Below are 12,716 nucleotides of genomic sequence, written 5' to 3'. Positions count from 1 at the left end.
GCGTCGGACCGTGCGCAAAACAACCGCTCATCCGTATCGAAGTATGTCCATCCAGCCGATTCAGAACCGCCGCCTGTACCAGCAGATCGCCGACAAGCTCAGTGCGATGATCGAGTCCGGCGATTTCCCGCCGGGCAGCTACCTGCCGCCCGAGCGCGAACTGGCCGAGCGGTTCGGCGTGTCGCGCACGTCGGTGCGCGAGGCGCTGATCGCGCTCGAGGTCAACGGGCTCGTCAGCGTGCGCGTCGGCGACGGCGTGAAGGTGCGCCAGCGCGAGGCCGCTGCCGCGCCGCAGCCGCTTGCTGCCGCGAAGGTCGCGCCGTTCTCGATCGTCGAGATCGATCCGGAGCTCGGCATCGCGCTCGACCTCGACACCGAGATCCCGCCGTTCGCGCTGTTGCAGGCGCGCCGCCTGATCGAGCCGGAGGCGGCGGCGCTCGCCGCGCAGCACGGCTCGGACGCGCAGATCGAGGGGATTCGCGACGCGTTCCTGCGCAACCAGGAAGACAACCAGAGCGGGTCGCTCACGCATCCGGGCGATCGCCTGTTTCATATCCGGATCGCGGAGGCGAGCGACAACGCAGCTTATGCGCTGATGATCAAGCAGTTGCTCGCGCACAAATACGATCCGATGTTCCAGCGGCTGCAGTCGCTCTACATGCCGAACGACATGCCGCACCGGTCGGAGCTGGAGCACCGCGCGATTCTCGACGCGATTCGCGCGCGCGACCCGGAGGCCGCGCGTCGCGCGATGGCCGAGCATCTGGACGAAGTGATCGAGATCTTCGGCCGCGCGCTCGACTGAGCGCAGGCCGCCGGCGTCAGAAGCGCTCGGCGCGGTAGGGCGTCGGATCGGTGAACGGCGTTTCGCCGGTCATCATCTCGGCCAGCAAGCGGCCGGACACGGGGCCGAGCGTGAGCCCGTGATGGTTGTGCCCGAACGAGAACCACAGCCCGCGATGCGCGGGCGCGGGGCCGATCACCGGCCGCATGTCGGGCGTGCACGGGCGAAAGCCGAGCCACGGCTGCGGATCGAGCCGCTCGCCGAAGCCGAACACCGGACGCGCGATGCGTTCCGCGCGATCGAGCTGCACGCCGGTCGGCGGCAGGCCGCGGCGCGCGATTTCGACGCCCGTGGTGAGCCGCAAGCCGCGCCGCATCGGTGCGATCACGTAGCCGTATTCGCGATCGACGATCGGCGCCGACGGCGTGCCGCGCTCCGATGGCGCGTAGTGCATGTGATAGCCGCGCTTCTCGCGCAGCGGGATCTTGTAGCCGAACTTGCCGAACACCGTATCGGACCACGGGCCGAGCGCGACGACCATCGCCGGCGCGGCGATCTTGCCCTGGTCGGTCATGACCTGCCAGCCGGGCGACAGCGCGTCGACGCTCGCGGCATCGCCGGTGAGCAGCGTGCCGCCGCCTTGCACGAACAGCTGCGCATAGCTTTTGACGAGCGCGGACGGATCGACGACGCTTTTCGGATCGAGCCAGTGCAGTGCGCCGCAGAAGCCGGCCGCGAGGCTCGGTTCCTTGGCGCGCAGTGCTGCGGCGTCGAGCGGCTTGATGCCGAGCCCGTGGCGGCGCGCGGTGAGGCCCGCATCGGCGACGGCGCGCTCGAACGCGGAAGGCGTGCGGAACGCTTCCATCCAGCCGCTCGCGCGCACGAGCTCGCCTGCGCCGGCGCGCGCGATCAGTGCGTCGTGCTCGGCGATGCAGCGCTCGATCAGCGGCAGCATGTCGCGCGACGCGGCCGCGTGGCGCAGCGGCGCCGATTCCCACCAGAAGCGCGCGAGCCACGGCGCGAACGCCGGTAGCGACGCGCTGTGCCAGTAGAGATCGGTCGAGCGGTTCAGCGCGTAGCGCATCAGCGTGAACGGGCTGCGCGGAAACGGATACGGCTCGATCGACGAGCGCTCGATCAGCCCCGCGTTGCCGAAGCTCGTGCCTTCGCCGGGCGCGGCGCGGTCGACGAGTGCGACCTTGCGGCCGCGATCCTGCAGGTGCAGCGCGGCGCTGACGCCGACGATGCCGGCGCCTAGAACGATTACGTCGAAGTCCATCATGTCAGTGGCTGTTGGCGGGGCGCTGGGCCGGGTGACGGGGTGCGCGCCGGGATTGGAGAGTGTTCGAACCCCAAGCATACTCGCGGCGGAGTGGGGCACCAAGCGGGTATGCGCTGTCGACGTAGTGCAGATGGGCCGTGCGCGACTATTGGAGGTTGTCCGGCTCAGTCGGGGCAGCAGCCCGCGCACGGTCCAGCAGTCGGGTGGGACGGGCGATATATGCGCTGCGGATTTGACGCGCTCCAATGCGATGGGCGGCGTGTTCGTGGGGGCGGACGAGATTCCGGCCGAGCTCTTTTGATGTGCCGATGTCGCGGCTCGAACTAGTGGCAGGACCTGTTGCGTGGACAACCAACGTAACCACGAGCAGTGGACTTCTACCGGCTGCAATGAACGCATCGTTGGCGATATTCGTTAACGGCGCGGACATGCGGTAAGCGTTTGCGTACGACGCGGGCCGGACATTCGGCGGGGCGCTACTGACGAGGGTATGGAGTTTGCCCGCGACGATCTGTGCTCTCCCGTGCAAGTTCGCTCGTTGCATAGCCTGGCCCTCCAGATCATTGAGTGTCGCCAGCCTTGGCCGAAAAGTCGGGGGCTTCAAACGGCGGCGGCAGATATGTCGTGTCGATTGTGTAGCCCTCAGCCGTCCATTCTGCTTCATGTTTCGCTCGTTCCGCCCTTGCCGGCGTCAATTCGTCAGACAGGTATTTCTTCCATTGCCTCCGGCGTTCGATGCTATCAGTAAAATACGGCGTGTAATTATCAGATGCCGTGCTTACCTGAATATCTGTCAGGTAATATCCCATGCCGGGAGTCGACGACGATTGAAATGAAAGGGATAGTGTCAAAAAGACGCCGTCAGCATAAAAAAGCCATCTTGGCTCGGATGAGATTAAGCTTTTCCATTCCTCCGCGGTCGGTGTGTAGGTAGAGTCGATCGAATAAAGCGTACCGGGTTGCGACAAAGCATAAGCCGTTGCCTCTTTGCCGACGAGCCGCGGATCGGATGTCTCGATATACCTCTTCCACCCCGCATCTCTCAGTTTTGTCAGCAGGGCTATGATTTTGTCGCGAGCCTCTTCGTACGAGGTTGTACCCGAAGGTGAGATGTTGAAATTGACATCCCAACTATCAACTCCGCTTTCCGGACTGTCTTTGTCGCCCAACCCGGTCGCGATCGCCACGTTGTCGAGATCGAATGAATACTGTCCTTGAAGATATCTTGCCCGTCCGAGCTTCTTTGGATCGTCCCAGCGCATTTGATATACGTACACGCCAGACGGGTGATTCATCGTGGAAAATCCTTGTGCCACGGCATCCGATTTTCCGTCTGATCCGAATTTAATGGTGACAACTTGAGGTGATATTCTTGTGTTCTTTTCGCGTCGGACGGCTGTTGATGCGTAAATTGCAGCGCACAAAGCGATGGCTGAAAAAATGCACCACAGAAATTTCATCGATTTACGTTCAGGCAACATGGGCATTGTCGCCTTTGTGTGAAAAATCAATCATGTTAGACCGCTCATGACTGCAGTCGCTGTTTCGGAAACGGCTCCAACCGCTTCCGGCATTGTCATCTTAGACCTTGCCTCGATCGACGATCGCTATCTTGAATGTCTCGCGGCTGCAAGCAAATCCCTTTGCAAGCTTGGACTGAGTGACGATAACTCATGCAAATTGTTTCAAATCGCCGCATTCTTGAAATCGAGTGACGTTGCTGGCATCAGCGAATGAGACGCCTCCGTGCGCACAAGCAATTGCATGCCTATGCCTAATGGCGAACGTTAAGGCGAGTCGGAAATATTGCGCGTAAATGATGTCCTAATAGGACTGTCCAACGATGATCGCGCGTATATCGCGCGCGCGAATGGGCGCTAGGCGTTCACCGGACATGTCGAAGCATCGGCTCGTCGAATGAGTAAAAAGGAGGAATCCGGGAAATCAAAAAATCGGCAGTAAACGAGCGCGGGCCGCAAGTGCTACCAACACTCACGGCCCGCTGACCACAGCCAACTAACCAGGAGTTGCCCATGGCTAAGGCGAATGATAAAGCACGTCCCCCGATTACGGAACGCTTTGTGACGGTCCAGGAGATCTGGGGTTTTCCGAAAAACATGAGCGTCAGGCCCAAGACGTTTTATCCGTACATGAAGATTGGCGGAATGTGGCTCGTCAATGATGCGGGTTTTGAGCCGGGCGAGAAGGTGCGGATAGCGATCGAGCCAGGTAGGCTGGTCATCACGGCGATGTGAGACGCCGCCGCGGCGCTGCACGTCGATGCGATTCGTCGAGAGGCGCATCGGCTGATCGGCTAGTGTGGCGGAGCAACTACATCCCGCCCAGGGACCGCCGTTGAATCGGCGATAGCGAAGGCCGCGCGGACGCACCGCGCGGCCTAGTAGAATTTCGCTACGCTCAAGTACGAGTCTCAACTCCGCGTGCGGTCGTGTCCCGCAAAGCCGCACCTCAAGCCCCGGCAGGACAGCTGCTACCCCACCACAGCCCCCATCACCTCCCGATATTGCAAACCGACCGCGACGTCCCCGCGCCGCGCGTAACCACGCAACGCGAGCGCGCACCGTTGTCGTAGAACAACGCACGCGGCGGCGGTGGCAGCACAGCCGAATTGAACCGGTTCGACGCGTCGGGCACGTAGAGGAATGGATTCGGCGCGCCGATGGAGTAGTGCGGTACATCGACGGGCCGCTGCTCGTCGGCCCACCGATGTTCGTTCCGGCGCTGCTCGCGCTGTTCGATCTCCGACAGCACGCGACCGAGGCCGCCGCCCGTCGAAGGCTGCGGCTCGAGCTTGTCCCCCGACACACGCAATGCACGCGTATCGCGCGTATCGAACGGGCTGCGCTTGAGCGGCGCCGCTTCCTTCGCGCGTCGTTTCGTGCGAACCGGGCGGACGTCGTTCCGGGCCGCGGCGCGACGTTCCGAATGAAACAGATTGGTATTGCCTGAACCGTCGATCAGCGAATCGCGACTCGAAGCGTCGGCAGCACCGAGCGAAAGCGCGCAGGCAATGGTGGCGGCGGAAGAAAAACGAAGAGGATGATGCATCGGGCCCTCCGGCAGGTGACATGCAACGAGAAAAAACGGCAGATCACTGGCTGGCTGCGGTGCGACAGGGGGCGCGACAGGGGCGCGTCAAACGACGTGCAGGAGGGCTGGCTGGATTGCGGTTGCGAGTTCGAATTATTTCACAGATATAACAATATGCTTTCTTAACGCGAGAAATCGTCAGCATAAAGAAGGAAATCGCGCGATCCGCTCGCGCCCCACGCCGGTGCGTTCGCCCGAATCCTCTGTTGAATACCTGCCGCGGCATACAGCCGTGCACGACTTCCGAATCACGCGTCATGTCTCCCGATCTCGCCGAACGCGTTGTCCAGCAAGGCTTCATCGTGCAGAGAGCTTCAAAATCGCAACCCGATTGCACCGGCCACCAACCTCACGACCGTCACCCAGTTGCTCCCCGATCGCCACCGCCACCGCCCGAGGTTTCTCCGTGTTTTCCCTCATAGGAGCCGCATTTTTGACAGACGTTTCAAAAACGCCCATATAATTTCGGCTGCCTTGCCAACGGCTGTCGGAACATCCCTCCGACCAGCGATTTGGCAAGCGGGGCAGGCGAAACGCTTGCGCAATGCAAGACGCATCACGATGTCTTTCCGAACCAGACGTCCCCTTCGGGGACTGCAAGAGCCGGGCCCCGCTATGCATCATCCCTCCGCAGGTCCGTCTTCATGTGTCTCGGGCGTGTCCCATATCCTCGCCCCGGGTGCTGTTCGATTGCGCAAGTCATGCCGCCTTTGCCCGTATGACTAACAACATCGAGGAGTTCCTGATGACGCTGTCCCGTCTTACCTCCATTTCCGTCGCCGCCGTGCTGTTCGCCGCCGGCGCCGCCGCCGCGCAAGCGGAAACCGTGAAGATCGCCTTCGCCGGCCCGATGAGCGGCTCGGTCGCCCAGTACGGCGACATGGTGAAGGCCGGCGTGCTGACCGCGGTCGAACAGATCAACGCGGCAGGCGGCGCGGGCGGCAACAAGCTCGAACTGGTGACGATGGACGACGCATGCGAACCGAAGCAGGCCGTCGCCGTCGCCAACAAGATCGTCAGCCAGAAGATCAAGTACGTGATCGGCCACGTGTGCTCGGGCTCGACGATTCCCGCCTCCGACATCTACGAGAACGAAGGCATCGTGATGGTCACGCCGTCGGCCACTGCGCCGCAGCTGACCGAAGGCAAGAAGCGTCACTTCATCTTCCGCACGATCGGCCGCGACGATCAGCAAGGCCCGGCCGCCGCGCACTACATCATCAACAACGTGAAGCCGAAGAAGGTCGCGATCCTGCACGACAAGCAGTCGTACGGCCAGGGCATCGCATCGTCGGTGAAGAAGGACCTCGAAGCCGCGAAGATCCCCGTCGTGCTGTTCGAAGGCATCAACGCCGGCGATTCGGACTACTCGGCGGTCATCACGAAGCTGAAGTCGCAAGGCGTCGATTTCGTCTACTTCGGCGGCTACCACCCGGAAATGGGCCTGCTGATGCGCCAGGCGCGCGAGCAGGGCGTGAAGGCCACGTTCATGGGCCCCGAAGGCGTGGGCAACAAGGACGTGACCGCGATCGCCGGCCCGGCGTCGGAAGGCATGCTGGTCACGCTGCCGGCCGACTTCTCGGCCGACCCGGCCAACGCGGGCCTCGTGAAGGCGTTCGCCGACAAGAAGCGCGACGCGAACGGTCCGTTCCAGATGCCCGCATACGCAGCGGTGAAGATCATCGCCGATTCGATCGCGGGCGCGAAGACGACCGACCCGACGAAGGTGGCCGCGTACATGCACAAGACGACGTTCGACACGCCGATCGGCAAGGTCGCGTACGACGCCCAGGGCGACCTGAAGGCGTTCAAGTTCGTCGTCTACACGTGGCACAAGGACGCGACGAAGACCGCCGCCAAGTAACAACGCAGTACCCGCCCGCGCACCCGCCTCGTCCGGCATCCGGACGGGGCGGCGTGCGTATTGGTCGCGCATCGGCCGCGCATCGGCCCGATGCGCGCCGACGGGCGGCCCGAGACACACCAGACACACCGTGCATCGCGCGCGGCCCCACGCCACGATCCGGCGGCGGCCCGCGACCGATGCCAACGGGAGCTTCCCGCACATGACTGACTTCTTTCCCCAATTCGCCCAGCAGCTGGTCAACGGCCTGACGCTGGGCGCGATCTATGCGTTGATCGCCATCGGCTATTCGATGGTCTACGGCATCATCGGCATGATCAACTTCGCCCACGGCGAGATCTACATGATCGGCGCGTACGTGGGCCTCGTGACCCTCACCGCGATCGGCATCTCGGCCGGCTATCCGCTGCCGCTCGTGCTCGGCGCCGCGCTGATCGTGTCGGTGCTCGTCACCGGCCTGTACGGCTTCGCGGTCGAGCGCGTCGCGTACCGGCCGCTGCGCGGCGGCCCGCGCCTCGTGCCGCTGATCTCGGCGATCGGCATGTCGATCTTCCTGCAGAACTACGTGCAGATCGGCCAGGGCGCGCGCGACGTGTCCGTGCCGGTGCTGATCTCCGGCGCGTTCGACATCCATCTCGGCGGCGACTACGACGTGACGGTGCCGTATGCGCGCCTGCTGATCGTCGGCGTGACGCTCGTGCTGATGATCGCGCTCACGCTGTTCATCTCGCATTCGCGGATGGGCCGCGCATGCCGCGCGTGCGCCGAGGACATGAAGATGGCGAACCTGCTCGGCATCGACACGAACCGCGTGATCTCGTTCACGTTCGTGCTCGGCGCGATGCTGGCGGCCGTCGGCGGCGTGCTGATCGGGCTGACGATCGGCAAGCTCAATCCGTACATCGGCTTCGTCGCCGGCATCAAGGCGTTCACCGCCGCCGTGCTCGGCGGGATCGGCAGCATCCCGGGCGCGATGCTCGGCGGCGTGCTGCTGGGCCTCGCCGAAACCTTCGCCGCAGGCTACATGCCGGCCGAGTACAAGGACGTGGTCGCGTTCGGCCTGCTCGTGCTGATCCTGCTCTTCCGCCCGACCGGCCTGCTCGGCAAGTCGGACATCGAAAAGGTCTGAGGGAGACGCAGATGAGTCAAGTCATTTCCGTGCGCCGTCCTTCCGCTGGCGCGACCGCCGGCCAGGCGCTGAAGAATGCGGTGGCCGCCGCGCTGCTGACCGCGATCCTCACGATTCCCGTGTTGGGCCTGCAGCTGAAGCTCGACGGCTATCAAGTGGTGCTGACGCCGCACTGGCGTCCGGTCTGGATCGCGGTCGCGGCCGTGTTCCTGTTCCAGCTGTTCAAGCCGTGGCTCGTGCGCGCGAAATCGGCGGTGAAGCTGCCGGCGGCGCCCGCGATCGGCGCGCCGCAGCAGCGCGCGATCATCTGGGTGCTGCTCGCGGTCGGGCTCGTGTGGCCGTTCTTCGGCTCGCGCGGCGCGGTGGACGTCGCGACGCTCGCGCTGATCTACGTGATCCTCGGCCTCGGGCTGAACATCGTGGTCGGCTTCGCGGGGCTGCTGGATCTCGGCTACGTCGGGTTCTACGCGGTCGGCGGCTATACCTACGCGATGCTCAACCAGTATTTCGGGCTGTCGTTCTGGGAGTGCCTGCCGATCGCGGCGCTGGCCTCGGCGACCTTCGGCTTCCTGCTCGGCTTCCCGGTGCTGCGGCTGCGCGGCGACTATCTGGCGATCGTCACGCTCGGCTTCGGCGAAATCATCCGCCTGCTCGCGAACAACCTGACCGACCTGACGGGCGGCCCGGACGGCATCTCGAGCATTCCGAAGCCGACGGTGTTCGGCTTCGAGATGGCGCGCTCGGCGAGCGTCGAAGGCGCGAAGACCTTCCACGAGCTGATCGGGCTGGAATACAGCGGCGAGCACATGGTGATCTTCCTGTACCTGATCGCGCTCGCGCTGGTCGGCTTCACGCTGTTCGTGACGAGCCGCCTGATCCGCATGCCGATGGGGCGCGCGTGGGAAGCGCTGCGCGACGACGAGATCGCGTGCCGCTCGCTGGGCCTGAACCCGACCCGCATCAAGCTGTCGGCGTTCACGCTCGGCGCGGCGTTCGCCGGCATCGGCGGCGCGTTCTTCGCGGCGCGCCAGGGCCTCGTGAATCCCGAATCGTTCACGTTCATCGAATCGGCGCTGATCCTCGCGATCGTCGTGCTCGGCGGGATGGGTTCGCAGCTCGGCGTGATCCTCGCCGCGATCCTGCTGACCGTGCTGCCCGAAGTCGCGCGCGGTTTCGCCGAATACCGGATGCTGATCTTCGGTCTGGTGATGGTGTTGATGATGATGTGGCGTCCGCAGGGCCTGCTGCCCGCGAGCCGTCCCCACGTGGAGCTGCCGCAATGAGCGCGAATCCAGAACTGTTGAAGGTCGCCGGGCTGCAGATGCGCTTCGGCGGGTTGCTCGCGGTGGACGGCATCGATTTCGACGTGCGCCGCAACGAGGTGTTCGCGATCATCGGGCCGAACGGCGCGGGCAAGACCACGGTGTTCAACTGCGTCGGCGGCTTCTACAGGCCGACCGGCGGCGACGTCGTGCTCGACGGTCATGCGATCGCCGGGCTGCCGAGCCACAAGATCGCGTTGAAGGGCCTGGTGCGCACGTTCCAGAACATCCGTCTGTTCAAGTCGCTGACGGTGGTCGAGAACCTGCTGGTCGCGCAGCATCGCAAGGTGAAGTCGGGGCTGCTGCCGGGCCTGTTCGCGACGCCCGCGTATCGCCGCGCCGAGAAGGAAGCGCTCGAACGCGCGGCCGTGTGGCTCGACCGGATGGGGCTGACGGCGGTCGCCAACCGGCCGGCCGGCACGTTGTCGTACGGGCACCAGCGGCGTCTCGAGATCGCGCGCTGCATGATCACCGAGCCGCGCCTGCTGATGCTCGACGAGCCGGCGGCCGGCCTGAACCCGCAGGAGAAGATCGAGCTGCAGCAGCTGATCGACAGGTTGCGCCGCGAGTTCGGCGTATCGGTGCTGCTGATCGAGCACGACATGAGCCTCGTGATGGGCGTGTCGGACCGCATCCTCGTGATGGAGCACGGCCGGCCGATCGTGATCGGCACGCCCGACGCGGTCCGCAACGACCCGCGCGTGATCAAGGCGTACCTGGGGGAAGAGTGATGCTGAAGCTGGAACGGGTCCATACGCACTACGGCGCGGTCGAAGCGCTCGCCGGCGTGTCGATCGAAGTGAACAAGGGCGAGATCGTCACGCTGATCGGCAGCAACGGCGCCGGCAAGACGACGCTGATGATGACCGTGTGCGGCACGCCGCGCGCGTCGTCGGGCCGCGTGCTGTTCGAGGGCAACGACATCACCGCGATGTCGACGCACCAGATCATGCGGCAGGGGATGGCGATCTCGCCGGAAGGGCGGCGCGTGTTCCCGAGCCTGACGGTGCTCGAGAACCTGAAGATGGGCGGCTTCTTCGCGAGCCGGCACGAGATCGACGACGGCATCGAGCACGTGTTCAAGCTGTTTCCGCGCCTGAAGGAGCGCGCGGCCCAGCGGGCCGGCACGATGTCGGGCGGCGAGCAGCAGATGCTCGCGATCGGCCGCGCGCTGATGAGCAAGCCGCGCCTGCTGCTGCTCGACGAGCCGACGCTCGGCCTCGCGCCGCTCGTGATCGCGCAGATCTTCGACATCATCCGGACGATCCGCGACGAAGGCGTCACGGTGTTCCTGGTCGAGCAGAACGCCAACAAGGCGCTCGGCGTGGCCGATCGCGGCTACGTGCTGGAGACGGGGCGCGTCGTGCTGGCCGACACCGGCGCGAACCTGCTCGCGAACGACCGGATCAAGCAGGCGTATCTCGGCGGCTGAGTGCACCGCGCGCCGCCGGCCTGCAACGGGCCGGCGGCTTGCGGCGCGCGGTGCCGCTGCCGCTCGTTCACACGTACCGAGGAGGCAACCGATGAAGGTCAAACGCATCGTCGCGAACGTCGACACGCAGTCGGTCGACGACGCCAAGCGCTTCTATCAGCAGATCTTCGGTCTGGACCTGCTGATGGATCTCGGCTGGATCGCCACCTACGGCAGCGCCGAGCGGATGCGCGTGCAGATCAGCTTCGCATCGCAGGGCGGGTCCGGCACGCCGACGCCCGACCTGTCGATCGAAGTCGACGACCTCGACGAGGCGCTCGCGCGCATTCAGGCGGCCGGCATTGCGGTCGAATACGGGCCGGCCGACGAGCCGTGGGGTGTGCGGCGCTTCTTCGTGCGCGATCCGTTCGGCAAGCTCGTGAACGTGCTCGTGCATCGCTGACCGGCTCGCGCGCCGCGCCGCACGGACACCTTCATGCGTGCAGCGAGAGCCCCTTCACGGCCTTGTCGACGGCCTTCTTCGGCCCGTGCAGCGCGAGGCCGACCAGATCCAGATTGGCGGCATCCTCGGCGCGAAACGCGTCGCGGTTGGCCGCGTCGTGCCCGGTCGAGAACATCGCGCGCACGTACGGCACGATCCTCAGCTCGCGCGACAGCGCCTGCCGATGCGCGGCCTGCAGCCCGTTCAGATCGGCCGCGAACACCAGCATCGGCTGGCCGAGCATGCGGCCGTAGCGATTGCCGGCCGCATCCTCGTATGGCTCGCCGAGCGCATCGGGTGCACCGGCCGCGACACCCGTCGCGAGAAACGCGACCACGTTGAGTTTCTGCCACGCCGCGAGATCGTCGCGCACGATCAATGCCACCTTCGTATCGAACATGAGTGCTCCTGGTTGAAGCGCTCATGATCGGACGCCGCGCGCGTTCAGTCTGGAACGTTTGTGCAGATCCGCCGATACGCGGCCGGCGTCATCCGGTACGCGCGGCGGAACCAGCGGCCGAGGTGGCTCTGGTCGGCGAAACCGACGTCCGCGGCGGCCTGCGCGGGCGTGCGGCCGGCCGCGAGCAGCCGCCGCGCGGCGCGCAGCCGCAGGCGCACCAGATACGCGTGCGGCGACGTGCCGTAGGCCCGCTGGAACAGCCGCGTGAGCCGGAAGCGATCGACGCCAGCGAGTTCGGCGAGTTCGTCGAGCCCCGGGTTGCCGTCCATTCGCATGTGCAGCAGCTCGCGCACGCGCGCGATCGCGGGCGGCACGTCGCGGCCGCCGACGCCGGTCGGCGACGACGCGCGCAGCTGGCCGCCGAGCCGCGTGAGCAGACGGTCGAGCGTCTGGTCGCGCGCGAGCTTGCCTTCGTTGCCGTGCAGCGCGACGAAGGCGTCGCGGATCGCCTCGACGAGCGCGCGATCGTCGACCAGCGTATGGCCGAACGCGGCTTCGACGCCGCTCAGGCCTGGAAGATCGATGCGGCGCGCCGCACGCTCGACCCATGCCTGCGGCAGGTACAGCATCGAATACGTGAAGCCGCCGGCTTCCGGCGCATGGCCGTCGTGCGTCGCACCGGGCTCGATCAGGATCGCGCGGCCCGGCACGCTGGTATGCAGCGACCGATGGCACTGGAACCGCTGCACGCCCTGTTCGGTGAAGCCGATCAGCATGTCGTCGTGATCGTGCGGGTCGTATGCGTGGCCGCTGAAATGCGCGCGCAGGCTTTCGATCCCCGTTTCAGGATCGCGGCGCGCGACGAGCCAGTGCTCGTGCGTGCCGCCGTCATCCGCTGCGCGTCCCATCGC

Annotated in this window: 14 protein-coding genes; 9 read left to right on the top strand and 5 right to left on the bottom strand. The window is 65.2% G+C overall.

The window, feature by feature from the left end; translation table 11 throughout:
* Positions 1–43 precede the first annotated feature (43 nt).
* Positions 44–805, top strand: a complete 762-nt coding sequence (locus EX20_RS28430; RefSeq protein ID WP_014723942.1) for a FadR/GntR family transcriptional regulator — start codon at positions 44–46, stop codon at positions 803–805.
* Between the two features lie 16 nt (positions 806–821).
* Here EX20_RS28430 and EX20_RS28425 read toward each other — a convergent pair whose 3' ends face one another.
* Positions 822–2,063, bottom strand: a complete 1,242-nt coding sequence (locus EX20_RS28425) for an NAD(P)/FAD-dependent oxidoreductase (protein WP_014723941.1) — start codon at positions 2,061–2,063, stop codon at positions 822–824.
* Between the two features lie 563 nt (positions 2,064–2,626).
* Entirely contained in the window at positions 2,627–3,547 is a 921-nt protein-coding gene (locus EX20_RS32355) for a hypothetical protein (RefSeq protein ID WP_131929098.1), read from the bottom strand.
* Between the two features lie 46 nt (positions 3,548–3,593).
* Here EX20_RS32355 and EX20_RS32350 point away from each other — a divergent pair, with 46 nt between their 5' ends.
* Together EX20_RS32350 and EX20_RS28415 are read left to right on the top strand one after the other, a co-directional pair.
* Positions 3,594–3,803, top strand: coding sequence for a hypothetical protein (locus tag EX20_RS32350; RefSeq protein ID WP_126220612.1), 210 nt, complete (start codon positions 3,594–3,596; stop codon positions 3,801–3,803).
* 296 nt (positions 3,804–4,099) lie between these two features.
* Positions 4,100–4,321: a SymE family type I addiction module toxin gene (locus tag EX20_RS28415; protein ID WP_034195476.1), complete on the top strand. Its 222-nt coding sequence runs from the start codon at positions 4,100–4,102 to the stop codon at positions 4,319–4,321.
* A gap of 256 nt (positions 4,322–4,577) precedes the next feature.
* Here EX20_RS28415 and EX20_RS28410 read toward each other — a convergent pair whose 3' ends face one another.
* Complete coding sequence (locus EX20_RS28410) at positions 4,578–5,135, bottom strand: hypothetical protein (RefSeq protein ID WP_034195475.1); 558 nt, start codon at positions 5,133–5,135, stop codon at positions 4,578–4,580.
* Between the two features lie 787 nt (positions 5,136–5,922).
* On the opposite strand from EX20_RS28410, the gene EX20_RS28405 reads away from it, so the two are divergent.
* From EX20_RS28405 to EX20_RS28380, 6 genes are all read left to right on the top strand, one after another.
* Positions 5,923–7,041, top strand: coding sequence for a branched-chain amino acid ABC transporter substrate-binding protein (locus EX20_RS28405; protein WP_034195540.1), 1,119 nt, complete (start codon positions 5,923–5,925; stop codon positions 7,039–7,041).
* A 202-nt stretch (positions 7,042–7,243) separates the two neighbouring features.
* Positions 7,244–8,170 (top strand): high-affinity branched-chain amino acid ABC transporter permease LivH, encoded by a 927-nt coding sequence (gene livH / locus EX20_RS28400; protein ID WP_011880725.1) that lies wholly within the window; start codon positions 7,244–7,246, stop codon positions 8,168–8,170.
* A gap of 11 nt (positions 8,171–8,181) precedes the next feature.
* On the top strand, positions 8,182–9,453 hold the full coding sequence (locus EX20_RS28395; RefSeq protein ID WP_011880724.1) for a high-affinity branched-chain amino acid ABC transporter permease LivM: 1,272 nt from the start codon (positions 8,182–8,184) through the stop codon (positions 9,451–9,453).
* Positions 9,450–10,223: a high-affinity branched-chain amino acid ABC transporter ATP-binding protein LivG gene (gene livG / locus EX20_RS28390; RefSeq protein WP_011880723.1), complete on the top strand. Its 774-nt coding sequence runs from the start codon at positions 9,450–9,452 to the stop codon at positions 10,221–10,223. Before EX20_RS28395 ends, livG begins: the two co-directional genes overlap by 4 nt.
* Positions 10,223–10,924, top strand: coding sequence for an ABC transporter ATP-binding protein (locus EX20_RS28385; protein ID WP_011880722.1), 702 nt, complete (start codon positions 10,223–10,225; stop codon positions 10,922–10,924). Before livG ends, EX20_RS28385 begins: the two co-directional genes overlap by 1 nt.
* A 91-nt stretch (positions 10,925–11,015) precedes the next feature.
* Positions 11,016–11,366 carry a VOC family protein gene (locus EX20_RS28380; protein WP_011880721.1) on the top strand — a complete coding sequence of 117 codons (351 nt, stop codon included), beginning with the start codon at positions 11,016–11,018 and terminating at the stop codon, positions 11,364–11,366.
* A gap of 31 nt (positions 11,367–11,397) precedes the next feature.
* Here the strand turns inward: EX20_RS28380 and EX20_RS28375 are convergent, their stop codons facing one another.
* Entirely contained in the window at positions 11,398–11,805 is a 408-nt protein-coding gene (locus EX20_RS28375) for a DUF2000 domain-containing protein (protein WP_011880720.1), read from the bottom strand.
* Between the two features lie 44 nt (positions 11,806–11,849).
* Positions 11,850–12,713: an AraC family transcriptional regulator gene (locus tag EX20_RS28370; protein WP_011880719.1), complete on the bottom strand. Its 864-nt coding sequence runs from the start codon at positions 12,711–12,713 to the stop codon at positions 11,850–11,852.
* Positions 12,714–12,716 lie beyond the last annotated feature (3 nt).

Source organism: Burkholderia sp. WP42, from assembly GCF_000745665.1.
In the GTDB taxonomy this organism is placed as follows: Bacteria; Pseudomonadota; Gammaproteobacteria; order Burkholderiales; family Burkholderiaceae; genus Burkholderia; species Burkholderia vietnamiensis.
Note: the sequence above shows the minus strand (reverse complement) of the source record. Positions and strands in the feature narration are given on the sequence as shown.